Origin of the sequence: Paenibacillus periandrae (assembly GCF_022458865.1) — a bacterium.
Taxonomy (GTDB): domain Bacteria; phylum Bacillota; class Bacilli; order Paenibacillales; family NBRC-103111; genus Paenibacillus_S; species Paenibacillus_S periandrae.
This window is the reverse complement of sequence record NZ_JAJNMU010000004.1, coordinates 97,684-112,032: the sequence shown is the minus strand read 5'-3', so window position 1 is coordinate 112,032 and position 14,349 is coordinate 97,684. Positions and strand designations below refer to the sequence as shown.

Below are 14,349 nucleotides of genomic sequence, written 5' to 3'. Positions count from 1 at the left end.
ATTAGTTTCCGCGTTTAAGCAATACTTCCTGCTCATAGGATTTTACTTCTGCCAGCCACTCTTCACGCACCGGCACGCCTTTGGATGCACAATAGTAATCCCAGATGGCGCCAAAAGGATAGGATTTGAACTCTTCTGTCAATGCCAGACGTGTAGTATAGTCGCCTTCAAGCTCGGCTTTCTTCAACGCTTCCACGGGATCAAGCATCGCCCGCATCAGTGCTTTGATCGTGTTGCGTGTACCGATTACCCAAGCCGCTACACGGTTAATGCTCGCGTCGAAGAAATCGAGGCCAATATGTGTTTTTTCAAGCAGATTACCGCGCACTAATTCTCTGCCGATCTCGATCAGCTCATCGTCCAGTGTTACCACATGATCGCTATCCCATCTCATCGGGCGGCTGACGTGCAGCAGAATGCCATCGGTGAAGAGGGCAAGGGATGACAGCTTGTTGGAGATGACCTCTGTCGGGTGGAAGTGACCTGCATCCAGGCAGATCAGCTTGTTATTCTGGATGCCATAACCCATATAGAACTCATGGGAGCCGACCACGTACGCTTCCGAGCCGAGTCCAAACAGCTTGCTTTCAACGGCGTCCAGGTTATAGGCTGGATTGAGCTCTTCAGCGAATACTTCGTCCAATGCCGATTTCAGGCGCTGTCTTGGTGCCATACGGTCTGCCGGAACATCCTTGTAGCCATCTGGAACCCATACATTCGTGACGCAAGTTTGACCCAATTGCTCACCGAAAAAGGCGCCGATTTTTCTTGAGGTTTTGCAGTGATCGATCCAGAATTGACGTATTTCGGGGTCGGAGTGGCTTAATGTAAATCCATCTTTGGATTTTTCATGGGAAAAACAAGTCGGATTGAAGTCCAGACCCAAGCCTTGCTCCTTGCACCAGTCTACCCATTTTTGAAAATGCTTCGGCTCCAGCTCATTCAGCTCGACCTTTTCATCTGTATCCGCATAGATCGCATGGAGATTTACCTTGTGCTTGCCGGGAATTAAAGAGAACGCTTTCTCCAGATCCGCTCGAAGCTGTGCAGGGGATTGTGCTGCTCCTGGATAATTACCGGTTACGGAAATACCGCCGGTCAAATCCTGATCACGATTAAGAAATCCTTTTACATCGTCGCCTTGCCAGCAATGCATCGAAATTTTGACTTTTTCCAGCTGCTCGAGCACTTGATCGACGTTGATGCCGTGAGCTGCGTACAGCTCTTTTGCTAATTCATAATTGGCTTGAACATTTTTGTCCATGGGTTTTGCTCCTCTACCTTAGGATTTGATGGGATAAGCGATGACTGACATCAGAGCATTCTCGGCCTGAGTTGTATCCAGACGGCTGTATTGTACGATAATCGGAATATTGCTTTGTACTTCAATGGCATAGGGAACACCAAGTGGAATAGATGTTCCTTCCTTGGTAGCCAGGGAGCTCGTGCGGATATGCTTGGTACGGCGGCCGGCAACCATTTCCTGAATGTCCTCAAGCGGAGGACGGTCCTCGAAAAAAATCGTAATGGTAATGTGGGCATCCTCTGAAGATGTGTTCAATACACAGATCGATTCGTGGCTGGTTAACGTCCCTGAGCTGAACTCCGGAATGTAACCGTCAGGAATAATCCAAAGCTTTTCCCCTGTGGCAGACGGCATGTCACGGCCTCCTTTTAATAGTAAATCTATGAGTTATCCGATGTATACAAAGGGGTGAAATTAATTGCATTCATTGTATTGGTTTGTATACATCGGAGTACACTTAAAAACATACTTGCACCATCAATGATTAACGAGTGAATGCAGCAGGAACGCCGCCGTCAATTGTCAGCATGCAGCCTGTGGTTTTATCGGATTTGGAAGATGCAAAGAAGGCAATTCCTTCGGCGATATCACGCGGATAAATATTAACGAGCAGGGTGGTGCGTTTCCGATAATGCTCTTCCAGTTGATCGGGCTCAATGCCGTAGGCAGCGGCACGTTCATTGCGCCAGCTTCCGTTCCAGATCGCAGAGCCTTGCAGGATCGCATCCGGCAGAATCGTATTGACGCGAATACCAAATTCTCCGCCCTCTGTAGCGATACAACGTGCGAGATGAGCTTCCAGCGCTTTGACAGAGCTGTATGCAGACGCGCTTTTTCCAGCATATATGGAATTTTTGGAGCCAATGAATACCATGTTACCGCCGATAGCTTGTTCCTTCATCAGGATGAAGGCTTCACGGGCCACAAGGAAATATCCCGTTCCAAGCACGTTCATATTCAGATTCCATTCCTTGAGTGATGTTTGATCAAAGGGACTTGAGGTGGCAAGACCGGCATTGTTGACGATAATGTCCACACCACCATAGGTGATAGAAGTCTCAGCATAAGCAGCTTGAATCATTTCTTCGCTCGTTACATCCATCTTGACGGCAATCGCGCGGTTCTCTCCATACTTGGCATTGATTTCTGCCGCAACCTTCTCGGCACCCTCCAGGTTAAGGTCGGCCAGTACGACATGCGCACCCTCAGATACAAGACGACGAGCCGTTTCACTGCCAATCCCGCCAGCTCCGCCGGTAATAAAAGCAATTTTGCGGGAAAATTCCGCTTCTGCAGGAGCGAGTGACAATTTGTAAAGCTCTAATGGCCAATATTCCACATTGTAGGATTCGTTTTCGCTTAGCGATACGAATTGACCCAGAGCGGTAGCGCCTCTCATGACAGCTATTGCACGGTGATACAAAGCGCCGCTAACCTGGGACATCGCCCAGCTTTTGCCCGTGTTGATCATACCTACACCCGGAATCAGAATGACACGCGGCGCAGCCTCAAACATCACATCGCCTTCATTTTTGTTGCGGTCGAAGTAAGCTTTGTACATTTCTTTATATGCAGCGACGCCTTCTTTTAGCTTCGCTTTCAATCCTTCGATATCGTCTGCATTGGGCGTCCAGTCTATGAACAAGGGAACAACCTTCGTGTGGACCAAATGATCCGGACAAGCCGCGCCAACCTGGGACAATGCTGCGGAGTTGTGTCCGCCTACAAATTGCAGAACATCATCGGCATCGTCAAAGGAAAGAATCATCTTCTTGGCATCACTCACTGCGCCGCGAATCGTCGGCATCACTTGTGCAGCAACGGTTCTGCGTACCTCTGCAGCAAGTGCTGCATGCTTCACGCCACCAAAAACCTGCTCTTCTTTAATGCGTGCTTCGATGAAGTTTTCCGCTTCGGTAATGATTTTGATCGTTTGGGCGTAAGCCGCTTCAGACGTTTCGCCCCAAGTGACCAGGCCGTGTTTTTCCATAAGGACAAGCTCAGCCTTAGGGTTGTTCAGCACGCCTTCTGCGATCATTTTGGAGAGCGTGAAGCCGGGACGAATATAAGGGACCCATACAAAACGGTCTCCGAAAATTTCACTTGCCAGCTCCTTGCCATTATCGGCGCAGCAGAGACTGATGATGGAATCGGGATGGGCATGGTCAACGTGTTTAAATGGAAGAAAAGCGTGCAGCAGCGTTTCGATTGATGCGCGTGGATGTTTGGCGTCAATCATGCAATTTGCCAGATAAGCGACCATTTCTTCATCGGGCATTTCCGATTTTTCAAATAAAGGACGAATATCCTCCATACGCAGACCAGTAAAATTAGACGCTTTCATGGAAGCCAGATCTGAACCGCTGCCTTTGACATACATGACCTCTACGTCACGACCACGGAAATCCTTGACGATGGTTTTGCTGGACGTATTTCCTCCACCATAATTGCATACGCGACGATCCGTGCCAATCAGATTGGAACGATAAACGAGTTGATCCAGACCGGTGACTTGCTTTGATGCTTTAGACGCTTCCCACAAACTTTGTACCATGCTTATACCTCCGTATGAATGTTTATTTGATTTTGTTTACATCTTATCATATTTGTTTGTGTTTGAATATATGAAATTCAAACACAAACAAAAGTATTGTGATAAAAAATAGTTTTGGTTATTTATTGTTTTGTTAAGCTGCCTTTCTCAAATCCGGTAAGCTTTGCGAAAGGCAGAAGGACTCATGCTGTAGGTATTGGAAAATACACGGCTCAAATAAAATCCGTTCTGATAGCCGCATTGCTGAGCAACCGCTTCCAAAGTCAGCTCGGTATTCAACAGCAGACTCTGTGCCTTGCGCATTCGGATAGCTGTCAAATACACGATAGGTGAGACGCCCATAGCGGCCTGGAATCGTCTGGAAAATTGCGACTGACTCAACGACGCTTGATCAGATAAAAGCTTCAAGGAAAGCGGCTCGTATGCGTGATTGTGGATATGTCGAACCGCGGCACGGATGACCGGATCCGTTGTAGTAATTTGAGTCGTCTTGTCTAACTGCTCTGCGGCACATAAGTACAACAAATCGGTCAACAAATGCTGCTTATAAGCGAACTGCCCCTTAATACTCGAATCGGCAAACTCGCGAATGCGCGAAAACGTCGCTGAATAATGATCGATTCTTTGGAAGGAAACTTTGCCTGAAGAGACATCGGGTCCAGACATAATAGGACGATTATCTGCATCCGTCCACCTGAATTCGATGAATAGGAAAGAGATAGGCTCCAGTGCCTGGCGGTACAGTGTCACTCCAGGGGGACACAATAGGAGCTCACCAAATTTGGTGCGTCCTTCCTCATTACCCATCCGATACAAAAAGCTGCCATCATCAGCCGCCAATAGCACCCAATTCTCGTAAGTATCCTCTGCCAGCATAAATGACCTTTTAATTGAAGTATTGTACCAGCGAACCAGAGATGCTTGGAAGATTGTATCCAGCATCGTTTGTCCCCCTCTCGTTTACACACAAAAAAAGATATGGAAGTTAAGAATTTCCTGCATGTAAGTCTTGTTTTGTAAGTAGTAAGATGATATCAGGAATTGAGCAAATAATATATAGTCGAAAAGAAAAGGATGTGTGTAGGCCATGAAGAAGGTTGCTTATTTAACAAACGATCAATTGAAGAGTTACAACGATAATGGGTACCTCGTGCTGCGAAAAGTATTCTCCGAACAAGAGGCTGCCGTATGGCGTCAGGATAGCGAGCGGCTGCTCAGCTTGAACGAATATCTTGATCCGAACAATCTGCGGGTTGGTTACCGTAAGATCGAAGAACGTTCCATTATCGAGAAGATCGACCCTGTGCAGGATCTTTCAGCTGTATTCCACGGTCTGGTGAACGATGAACGCATTTTATCCCCGCTTCGTGATATTTATCAGGATGAACCGACGTTGTTCAAAGACAAGCTTATCTATAAGCTTCCCGGTGTGACGGGGTATACGATGCATCAGGATGCCTCATGGTGGCAGGGCTTTCCGATAGAAGGATTGATTTCGGTCATGGTCGCCATCGATGGCGCATCTAAGGAAAACGGGGGCTTGGAGCTATTTCCGGGCTATCACTCTAAATTCCGCTCAACGCCGGGCGAGCTGCGTAATATGAACGCGGAGGAAATCGCTGAAATCGATTCGGCGAAGGGACAAATTGTAGAGACAGAACCTGGGGATATTATTATTTTTCATTCGTTCACGCCGCATCAAAGCGGTCCGAATACAGCCAACGTCAGCCGCCGCCAGCTGTATCTGACTTATTCCCCTGCCAAAAACGGCCAGCTGTATAAAGCACACTACCAGCATTATTGTCGGTATGTCACGAATTTAAGATCGAATACTGATCCGAACGAATTGTATTTCAAATAAGTGACGGTTTACATCTGTTAAAAATGTGAAACCTATTCGGGTGCAAGGACATATCCTGTAGTATAGGCATACAAACAGGGTGTGATGGCATGAAGATCAGGCTGCAAACCGACATGAAGGTAAATATGAAAACCATATTGAAGGATAGTATTATTCATGTATCTGATGATGCACTCAAACGGGAAGTCAGAGGGATTGTGTTATTCTGGGCGGAAAAACGACTGCTGGAGGATGGATGGCCCAGACCGAACAGCACCAAGGCGATTCGGGAATATTTGATGGAAAACGGAGTCATAGGTGACATTACGGAAGATCTGGAAGATATCTGAATATGGAATGCGTGCACATGAAAACAAGGATAGCTCTGCTGCTGGAGAAGCAGCGGGACTATCCTTGTTTGTATTTTAGCATCAAGAACTAATGTTCTACACGTTGTTGATCAGAATTTTGTGTGCAGTCGACATAGAAGGGGAAAGCAAGATTTTTTTCGTAATGATCAGTGGGAGCCTGATTCCTATCTATTTGTATTTCCATCTTTTTTTTGGTTGATAGCTTCACGGGGCGGCTCCTTGTGATTACATCTATACATAGAATAAGCATGATACCAATTGTAACAAAAAACACGATAGCATAGACGGTCATCTCTTGAATCATCGTATTCCTCCTATGAATCTTTTTTCAAAGTTTACCAAATAGTCGCTAAAAATGTACTCGAAACCCACTGTCAAGCTATAGCTTTTATTGTCGAGGGGCGTGAATATGAATAAATTGTAGTAATTCAGAAAGGTTTAGGAGGAATCGAAGGAGAGAAAGCGAATAAGAACAAAATAACGAGCATTTAACAAAAAATGTTAATATATCGGCAAAAGGAGAGGTTGAACGATGCAGGAGACGATAGCGGTTGAATGTGTAGAAATAGCGCCTTTCAAAGTACTTGCGGTACGGACGGCGATGCTGCCGGACAAGAGTGGTACACGGGTGGCGTGGAGCAAGCTAACAGCACAGGTTCCGTTGGACGATGAACGACTGACGCTTGGACCGTCCGCATTTGTGTTCATTCCACAGGAGCAGTGGGGCGGGAAGGTCGATACGCTCTGGGTTGGACTGGCGGTTGCTGAATTCGGTGATGTACCCGATGGCATAGAAGCATTGGAAGTGGGCGGTGGGCTGTGTGCAAGCGCGCACGTGCACGGAGATGAAGCACACATGTGGCGTGTGTATGAAGCCATGTTTGCTTGGCTGGAGCAGTCACCTGATTATGAGCTGGATAAACGACAAGGCGTATTGGGGATGGAGACAGTACCACTCGAACCGTTGAATGCCTTAACCATTCCTTATGCAGCCATCGAGACATTCGATTTCACCATGCTGTACCCGGTACGCAAGAAGAAGTCGGATTGATTTTGACGTGTAAACGAACAAATAAAAACGGCATTTCTGCCGTTGTACGAAAATAACTATTTTATTTTGGCGATAATAGATGGACTCATGATGAATGTGATATGGGATGCAGGCCGTATTTGTGTATAACTTCCGCAACGGCATGCTCAAGATGGGATTTTGCTACATATTGCGCATGTGCTTTGAGCTCTGGATGCGCATTCCCGACAGCTACTCCCAATCCGGCAGTCTGTATCATTTCCAAATCGTTTAAATTGTCACCGATGGCGATCACTTCCTGCAGCCCGATTCCAAGATGGTTCGCAAGCGTTATTAAAGCTTGCCCTTTGGACACCGACTGAGGGAGCACCTCCAGGTACGTAGGCTCCGACCGCACCAATTCACAATGAACCCCCACCATAGATTCCAGTGTTTCCGATACTCCGGAGAAATCCTGAGCCTCATTAATGATCAGTATTTTGTTGACATTGCTTTGCTTCAAAAAATCCGGAGTATCCCAGCTGTGACACTGTACCTTATCTTTTTTCATATAGGCCTCGATAGGTTCCGTAATTTCCTTGACCCATATTTGTTTGTCAGCATAAAAAATCATATCCAGCGGTTGGTCTTGCAGCAGTTGAAGGCATCTTTCAATGACATTCAGCGTAAGCCTTGCTTCAAAATAACAGTGATCCGTGTTGAAATCGACAATTTTACCCCCGTTGTATAAGATAACCGGATGACGGATATCCAGCTCCTGTGCGTATGGCAGCGCGGCTTCCTCGACCCGCCCAGTGGCGAGTGTGACGATTCCGCCCTGCTGTTGAAAAGCATAAATCATTTCCTTATTGCGCTTACTGATCATTTGCTGCAGATCCACCAGTGTCCCATCAATATCGGTGACGATCATGCGGTAGCGATGCACTGACGGCATTATTTGTACACAATCCTTTCTGGAGCCAGCGGTAGCATAGATGAAAGGTAAAGGGTTCCTGGCCGTGAGCCTGTAACATATAACTCAGCTCCAGACATTTGCGCCAACCGTTCCCATTCATCCTGAAATTGTTTATATTCGGTGTCATTGCTCGTAATTAATATCCAGTCTGGAGACAGCTTTCTGAGCAGCTGTTCGTTCCATCCATCAGCCATACCGTGATGGCCAACCTTAAAGCCGCATGGCTGCAGCTTCTCATGCTGCATAATCCGATCCCAGTTCGAGAGCAGCGCATCACCACCGAATAGTAATAGCTGAAGACCATCCGCCTGCTCGAATAACCAGACACTGCTGTCCTGATTGGATAAGGAATCGAAATTAATCAGCAGCTTCTCTTGTATGACCGGTTCGAGAGATGAAGAACACAGCTGCACAATATTCTCGTAAGCCGGTAAATCATTGACATTTAGTGGGTCCAGATGCCGCAATACAAAGGGTCCGAAACTCCATGAAGCAGAGGCAGTTCCTTTACTGAAAGGCTGACGCAAGGATATGGTTGTTTTTTGCTGGAGCAGCAGCTCCCATAATTGATTGTAAGCATGGAACATCCGGGCAGTTTGTATCGCTTTTGGGTGGCGAATATCACTTAAAGCGAGCGAGAACCGAGGGTAAGGCATAACCGCCTCGATGACAGGAATATGCTCCGCTACCTCAAGCAAGCCTGTCAGATGATCAGGATGCAGATGGGTTAGAATCATCAGGTCGATCTGTTTCCAGCCTCTTTCTTGAGCAAAACGGTAAGGTTTTACAGACTCATGAAAGAATTGATCCCCTCCGTCGATAAGCACGACAAAAACTCCGATTTCTGTGGGGATTTCCAGAAAAAAAGCGTCACCCCGACCCACATTCAATGCATATACAATGGGGCTCATGCTTCATCTCCAATTAATAGATGGATCTTCTTTTTGTCCAAGGCAATACGGATGCTGCCTTCCAAATATCCACGAACACTTGGACTGCTATCATCAACGATCCACTGCATAGAACCGGCTTCTGCCCAATATCTGATCATTCGACCCAGAAAGCTGCTTCTTGTAATGAATCCGCTCCATGCATTATCGTAATTTCCTTGGCCAGTTTCATAGGGGATAACGGAAATGCATTCCGGTCTTATAACCAGTGTCACCTTGTCTCCCAGCTTTGCAGTATAACCGGTTTTATCGACCCTGATCGCCATATCCGCACATTTGACAATATAATCCTCAGCTTCCACGCCAACCACTTCACCGTTCAGGAAGTTGGCAACACCTACAAAATCGGCTACAAACCTGTTGTTCGGTTTAAAATAAACCTCCCAGGGCGTACCGACCTGATAGATGGTCCCTTTGTTGAACACGGCAATCCGGTCTGACAACGAAAGTGCTTCGTCCTGGTCATGGGTTACGAAGATTGCCGTAATTCCGGCGCGCTGCTGAATATCTCTTATATCGTTTCTTACTTCCACACGCATTTTGGCATCAAGATTGCTTAAAGGCTCATCCATCAGCAAAATATTTTGTCCTATGATCAATGCCCTCGCGAATGCGACTCTCTGCTGCTGGCCTCCGCTCATCTGCTTCGGATATCTGTGCTCCAACCCCTGTAGTCCGAACATATCGAGCATCGCTTCGACTTTTTCCTTTAGCACATTGGCGGGCACCTTTTTCAGCTTTAAGCCGTAGGCAATATTCTCAAAAACAGTCATATGGGGGAATAGCGCATATTCTTGAAAAACGAGCGGGGTGTTTCTTTTGTAAACCGGTGTGCCGTTTACTTGATTTCCTTCTATATAAATAGCTCCGGAGTCGGGCTCATGGAAACCGGCGATCAACCTCATCAGCGTCGTTTTTCCACAGCCGCTTGGCCCGAGCAGCGTGGTAAAGCTGCCTCTTTGTATGTCCAGTGATACATTATTGATCGCCTTGAAAGCTCCGAACTGCTTCGTCACATTTTCAATTTTGATAATCGAGTTCTCTGCACTCATCATATGCCTCCGTTATAACCCAATGGATTTACCCTGTTCTTTCATAAAAAGCCGAGCTATGCCGAGTACGGCGAAGGCGATGGAAATAAGCACGACCGTAAATGCTGATGCGCTGCCCCAGGCACCGTTCTGTACAAGGCCCAGAATTGAAACCGTACCGACCGACGTTCCTGCCGAATAAATGAATATGATCACGCTTAGGCAGGTCACCGAACGTAAGAAGGAAAGTACAAGTCCCGATAGAAAAGGCCCTCTGAGCAGGGGAAGCAGGATGTTCTTGAACGTTCTGAAATTGCCAGCGCCCATATTGAGCGATGCCTCCTCCAGAGAGGTTCCAATCTGCTGCAGGCCTGCAAGACTGGCGCTGTAACAGGTAGGTAAATTCCAGAACATCAATGCGATAATCATAATGGCGGAGGTTCCCGTCAGTACGAGCGGCCCTTCGTTAAAAGCAATGGCAAATCCGAGGCCGAGAAATACTCCTGGAACAGCTCCAGGTAAAATGGCCAGAAAATCCAGCAAACGGTTGATCCCAATCTGCTTTCTTTGCACGATATAAGCAAGCGGCAGTGAAAATAATGCTGCTGCAATCGAGGAAATGAGCGCAAACTTGATGCTGTTGAACATTTCCTTACCCTTGGCTAACACATAGCTCATATTATTCAAAGTAAAGGACCAGTCATATCCCCATGTCTTCGTGAAGGCTCCGTAAAACAGCACCCCATAGACCGCTAATATAACTGCCGTAACGAACATACAGAAGGCGAACAAACCCCATTTTACATAAAAAGGGACAGGATACGGCGCCAAGGAGGTTTCTTTGCCCGTGACGGTTACATAGGAGCGTTTGCCGACCCAATTCCTGTTCAGTACAAACAGTCCGAGCGCTGGAATGAGCAGAGCCGTAGACAGCATAGCTGCCGAAGGCAGGTCGAACAATCCGGCCATCTGCATATAAGCCTCAGTTGGAAGAAGCATATAGTTGCCTCCGATAATCATCGGGTTGCCGAAATCAGCCAGCACATTCATGGCGGCGATGAGCGCACCTCCCGCAACACCAGGTCTGCACAACGGGAACAATACATCCTTAAATACTTGCCAGCGAGTTGCTCCCAGGTTATACGCAGCATATTCCAGGTTCGTCGGACCCGTCTTAAGGACCCCGTTAATAACAGCATAGGCATAAGGGAAAAATGTAATCGTCTGAACCAGCCATAGCCCATGCCAGCCGTAAATATCAAAGTTAAGGTGCAGCACATGCTTGGAAATGATCCCCTGCCTGCCAAACAATAAAATATACGACAGCGCGACGATAAAAGGAGGGGAGACAATCGGTAAAAGGGTAATAAAACGGAAAAGCCCTTTGAGCGGAATATTCAGCCTTGTAATGGAATAAGCAAAAATAAAGGCGACGACGGTGCAGGAAATCGTTGAAATAACCGTCATGAACAAGCTGTTTAACGCTGCCTGAAACCAACGTGAATTGCTGAACAATTGTAGATAATCGCTTAATTGCGGAAAGCTAATGACTTTGAGGATCGGCCAGCATACAAAATAAACAGTGATCAATATGATCATGACTATAAGCGCAGCCAGAATCGGTTCTTGCTTCAATCGTTTCAAATCGGCCCATGCGTCTTTAACAGCACGTGAGATCAAGGCAGGTCACACCTTTCGATTGCTAAACTTGCCTATGTGGTAAGAGAGAAACATTTCCCGCACAGGCAAGTCAGCGGTTTGCTTTATATGGCGGTTGCGATTGTTATTTCTTTCCGGTCATTTCAGTGAACTTCTTCACAACATCAGCCTTCATCTGGGCAGCTTTCTCACGATCATATTTCACAAGCTTAACATCCTCGATTTTAATCATACCTTCCGGTGGAGCCACGTCTTTTCTAACTGAATAACGGTTCGATAATTTCGTGTTCATTTCTCCAACCGGCTTGGTTAACAGCCAGTCGACGAACTTCTTCGCATTATCCGTGTTGGCTCCGCCTTTCACAACACCTACGCCGCCGATTTCAAACGCGGTTTGCTCCGGAACGATAACCTGAATTGGATAGCCTTGCTTGGCGGATTTAACGATATCATGGGCCCAGGACATTCCAGCGACAAATTCACCTGTAGCCGTAAGATTAATGCCGTCACCGGCAGCAGGGGTGTAGTGATGAACGTTGTCATTGAGCTTTTTCAAATAGTCCCAGCCTTTGTCTTCACCCAATCTGAACAGCTGTTCTGCTACAAAAATGTATCCTCCGCCAGCTGTAGCCGGGTTGGACGTTATGAATAAGCCTTTGTAGGCAGGATCAAGCAGATCATCCCACGTTTTCGGTTCTTTAATACCTTTGGGTTCAAGCTCTTTTTTGAATCTGTCCTTATTCAGCACGATGCCCAGTACGCCCATATACCATCCTTGCCAGAAGCCTTTAGGATCATTGAACTGGGCATCCAGATCCTTAGCGTTGGGTGAGGAGTATTTCTCCAGCAATCCTTGGGAAGCAAGAGGCTCGTAAAATTCAACAGAGCCGCCGACAAAGATATCTGCTTTGGGGGAAGCTTTTTCAGCTTGAATTCGTGTGCTTGCCTCTCCAGCTCCGCTTAAACGTAAATATTCGATTTCTATACCCGTATCTTCTTTAAACTTTTTTTGAATTTGTACAATATCATCTTCATTGAGGGCGGCATACACGGTCAGTTTTTTGGATGCTGCAGGGGTGTCTTTGGGTGCTTCCTTGGTTTCAGCCGGTTTCGGAGCAGAAGCCGTTGTTGGACTTGTACTGTTGGTTCCACATCCGGTTAACGTTACAACACTGACGAGCGTAAAGGCAGTTAATGCACCAATCCATTTTTTTAACACGTTTGTTCCTCCTTGTTTTGTTGCCCAATGGGCATGGGGTTAAAGAAGCGGGATATAGCTTGATTTCAAATTTATTGTGTTATTTGCAGTGCCTTGCAGGTTTGCCTTACGATCAATTTGGCCTTGATCAACTCGGATTTAGGCGTCATTTCTTTATCAGCAACCATTTGCAGCAGCAGCTCGGCCGCTTTGGTACCCATTTCCGTACGGGGCTGCTCCATTGTAGTTAATTGGATCCAGTGCAGCTCCGTGTATTCCAAATTATCGAAGCCTATGACGGAAATCTGATCCGGTACCGCAATTTTGTGCTGAGCCAGCCATTCGAGAGCCCCGATACCAAGCAAATCGTTCCCGGCGAATACAGCAGTTATGTTCGGATTTTTCTCATACAGCTTGCTCATGGCCTTACGGCCGCTGTCTATGTTTCTTCCACCACTCATCATGATGCTGCTGTCATCAGAGAGAAGGCCGTGCTTCCACATGGTATCTTTATAGCCAAGCAATCTTTGAATTCCGGTAAATGAGCTTTCCGGCATTCCGATAAATCCAATCTGCCTGTGGCCCATCCCGATTAAATAATTGACCGCCTCTGTTGCTGCCTCATAATGATCAACATCAACATAAGGTGCCGATAGTCCCGGAGGCGTTCTTCTCCGTAAAAATACGACAGGCATATCCAGACCGGAAATGAGTTCCTTGAATGAATCGTCCAAGAAATCGGGAGTAATAATAAGCCCGTCAAACTGCCGCTCAATGGCATTAGAAAGAAATTGCTTTTCCTTCTCAGGATCACGGTTCGTATTCCCGTACACAACCTGGTACCCTTTTTTGGATAAAGTATCCTCAACTGCATTGGCTAGACCGGCAAAAAACGGATCCGATATTTCCGGGATCATTAAACCGATCGTATACGTTTTTTTGTTAATTAGTCCTCTCGCTATCGCATTGGGCCTGTAATTTAGAGCTCGGATCGCCTCCATCACTTGCAGCTTTGTTTCTTCGCGCACATCGGGATGATTATTCATTGCCCTTGAAACTGTAGATACTGAAATTCCTAAATGCTTAGCCACGTCTTTAATATTTGCCATATGCACACCTCATTCACAAACGTTTCCGGAAACGTTCCCTATGTTACATTACGATGTTTCCACTTTCAATCCGTTTTGCCCAAATTTACATAATCTCAAGAAACGAGTCGTTTTTTCGCTCAAATCTTAATAATAATTTTAAAATTACATATATTTTTGAACAATAATGTCGTTGTACAAATACAAACGTTACCGGAAACGATTGTATAAAAGAGAGGACCTGTCATCTGGATACCTCCATCGGTGGGGGAGCTGCATGTCATATTACAAGCCCGATTGGCATATACATGTGGTTAAAGTCAGATACATGTCCAACACGAAAATACATGTTTGAAGATTGCGCGAG

14 protein-coding genes are annotated in these 14,349 nt (G+C 46.4%); 3 read left to right on the top strand and 11 right to left on the bottom strand.

The features are described from left to right. Window position 1: 1 nt before the first annotated feature. The 4 genes from rhaA to LRL21_RS07675 form a co-directional block, all read right to left on the bottom strand. Window positions 2–1,264, bottom strand: coding sequence for an L-rhamnose isomerase (rhaA, locus tag LRL21_RS07690; RefSeq protein ID WP_240415192.1), 1,263 nt, complete (start codon window positions 1,262–1,264; stop codon window positions 2–4). A gap of 18 nt (window positions 1,265–1,282) precedes the next feature. Continuing rightward, window positions 1,283–1,660, bottom strand: a complete 378-nt coding sequence (locus LRL21_RS07685) for a sensory rhodopsin transducer (protein WP_240415191.1) — start codon at window positions 1,658–1,660, stop codon at window positions 1,283–1,285. A 130-nt stretch (window positions 1,661–1,790) separates the two neighbouring features. Continuing rightward, window positions 1,791–3,860 carry a bifunctional aldolase/short-chain dehydrogenase gene (locus LRL21_RS07680; protein WP_240415190.1) on the bottom strand — a complete coding sequence of 690 codons (2,070 nt, stop codon included), beginning with the start codon at window positions 3,858–3,860 and terminating at the stop codon, window positions 1,791–1,793. 147 nt (window positions 3,861–4,007) lie between these two features. Beyond that, window positions 4,008–4,802 (bottom strand): AraC family transcriptional regulator, encoded by a 795-nt coding sequence (locus LRL21_RS07675; protein WP_240415189.1) that lies wholly within the window; start codon window positions 4,800–4,802, stop codon window positions 4,008–4,010. Between the two features lie 145 nt (window positions 4,803–4,947). On the opposite strand from LRL21_RS07675, the gene LRL21_RS07670 reads away from it, so the two are divergent. Next, on the top strand, window positions 4,948–5,721 hold the full coding sequence (locus LRL21_RS07670; protein ID WP_240415188.1) for a phytanoyl-CoA dioxygenase family protein: 774 nt from the start codon (window positions 4,948–4,950) through the stop codon (window positions 5,719–5,721). A gap of 89 nt (window positions 5,722–5,810) precedes the next feature. Continuing rightward, on the top strand, window positions 5,811–6,050 hold the full coding sequence (locus LRL21_RS07665; protein ID WP_240415187.1) for a hypothetical protein: 240 nt from the start codon (window positions 5,811–5,813) through the stop codon (window positions 6,048–6,050). An 88-nt stretch (window positions 6,051–6,138) separates the two neighbouring features. Here LRL21_RS07665 and LRL21_RS07660 read toward each other — a convergent pair whose 3' ends face one another. Continuing rightward, window positions 6,139–6,375: a hypothetical protein gene (locus tag LRL21_RS07660; RefSeq protein ID WP_240415186.1), complete on the bottom strand. Its 237-nt coding sequence runs from the start codon at window positions 6,373–6,375 to the stop codon at window positions 6,139–6,141. A gap of 228 nt (window positions 6,376–6,603) precedes the next feature. Between LRL21_RS07660 and LRL21_RS07655 the strand changes: the two genes are divergently transcribed. Further along, window positions 6,604–7,122 carry a GyrI-like domain-containing protein gene (locus tag LRL21_RS07655; RefSeq protein WP_240415185.1) on the top strand — a complete coding sequence of 173 codons (519 nt, stop codon included), beginning with the start codon at window positions 6,604–6,606 and terminating at the stop codon, window positions 7,120–7,122. 85 nt (window positions 7,123–7,207) lie between these two features. Here LRL21_RS07655 and LRL21_RS07650 read toward each other — a convergent pair whose 3' ends face one another. The 6 genes from LRL21_RS07650 to LRL21_RS07625 form a co-directional block, all read right to left on the bottom strand. Beyond that, window positions 7,208–8,035, bottom strand: a complete 828-nt coding sequence (locus LRL21_RS07650) for an HAD family hydrolase (protein ID WP_240415184.1) — start codon at window positions 8,033–8,035, stop codon at window positions 7,208–7,210. Continuing rightward, complete coding sequence (locus tag LRL21_RS07645; protein WP_240415183.1) at window positions 8,035–8,967, bottom strand: ComEC/Rec2 family competence protein; 933 nt, start codon at window positions 8,965–8,967, stop codon at window positions 8,035–8,037. The genes LRL21_RS07650 and LRL21_RS07645 overlap by 1 nt, the downstream gene beginning before the upstream one ends. After that, complete coding sequence (locus tag LRL21_RS07640; protein WP_240415182.1) at window positions 8,964–10,061, bottom strand: ABC transporter ATP-binding protein; 1,098 nt, start codon at window positions 10,059–10,061, stop codon at window positions 8,964–8,966. Before LRL21_RS07640 ends, LRL21_RS07645 begins: the two co-directional genes overlap by 4 nt. Window positions 10,062–10,070: 9 nt before the next feature. Beyond that, entirely contained in the window at window positions 10,071–11,717 is a 1,647-nt protein-coding gene (locus LRL21_RS07635) for an ABC transporter permease (RefSeq protein ID WP_240415181.1), read from the bottom strand. 103 nt (window positions 11,718–11,820) lie between these two features. After that, window positions 11,821–12,915, bottom strand: a complete 1,095-nt coding sequence (locus tag LRL21_RS07630; RefSeq protein ID WP_240415180.1) for an ABC transporter substrate-binding protein — start codon at window positions 12,913–12,915, stop codon at window positions 11,821–11,823. 71 nt (window positions 12,916–12,986) lie between these two features. After that, window positions 12,987–14,003, bottom strand: coding sequence for a LacI family DNA-binding transcriptional regulator (locus tag LRL21_RS07625; RefSeq protein WP_240415179.1), 1,017 nt, complete (start codon window positions 14,001–14,003; stop codon window positions 12,987–12,989). Between the last annotated feature and the right edge of the window lie 346 nt (window positions 14,004–14,349).

What these genes read in the sequence shown, in the direction of transcription:
- LRL21_RS07640 (WP_240415182.1), bottom strand. Translation starts at nt 10,061, where the DNA reads ATGATGAGTGCAGAGAACTCGATTATCAAAATTGAAAATGTGACGAAG.
- LRL21_RS07660 (WP_240415186.1), bottom strand. Translation starts at nt 6,375, where the DNA reads ATGATTCAAGAGATGACCGTCTATGCTATCGTGTTTTTTGTTACAATT.
- LRL21_RS07670 (WP_240415188.1), top strand. Translation starts at nt 4,948, where the DNA reads ATGAAGAAGGTTGCTTATTTAACAAACGATCAATTGAAGAGTTACAAC.
- LRL21_RS07645 (WP_240415183.1), bottom strand. Translation starts at nt 8,967, where the DNA reads ATGAGCCCCATTGTATATGCATTGAATGTGGGTCGGGGTGACGCTTTT.
- LRL21_RS07650 (WP_240415184.1), bottom strand. Translation starts at nt 8,035, where the DNA reads ATGCCGTCAGTGCATCGCTACCGCATGATCGTCACCGATATTGATGGG.
- rhaA (WP_240415192.1), bottom strand. Translation starts at nt 1,264, where the DNA reads ATGGACAAAAATGTTCAAGCCAATTATGAATTAGCAAAAGAGCTGTAC.
- LRL21_RS07655 (WP_240415185.1), top strand. Translation starts at nt 6,604, where the DNA reads ATGCAGGAGACGATAGCGGTTGAATGTGTAGAAATAGCGCCTTTCAAA.
- LRL21_RS07685 (WP_240415191.1), bottom strand. Translation starts at nt 1,660, where the DNA reads ATGCCGTCTGCCACAGGGGAAAAGCTTTGGATTATTCCTGACGGTTAC.
- LRL21_RS07675 (WP_240415189.1), bottom strand. Translation starts at nt 4,802, where the DNA reads ATGCTGGATACAATCTTCCAAGCATCTCTGGTTCGCTGGTACAATACT.
- LRL21_RS07625 (WP_240415179.1), bottom strand. Translation starts at nt 14,003, where the DNA reads ATGGCAAATATTAAAGACGTGGCTAAGCATTTAGGAATTTCAGTATCT.
- LRL21_RS07665 (WP_240415187.1), top strand. Translation starts at nt 5,811, where the DNA reads ATGAAGATCAGGCTGCAAACCGACATGAAGGTAAATATGAAAACCATA.
- LRL21_RS07680 (WP_240415190.1), bottom strand. Translation starts at nt 3,860, where the DNA reads ATGGTACAAAGTTTGTGGGAAGCGTCTAAAGCATCAAAGCAAGTCACC.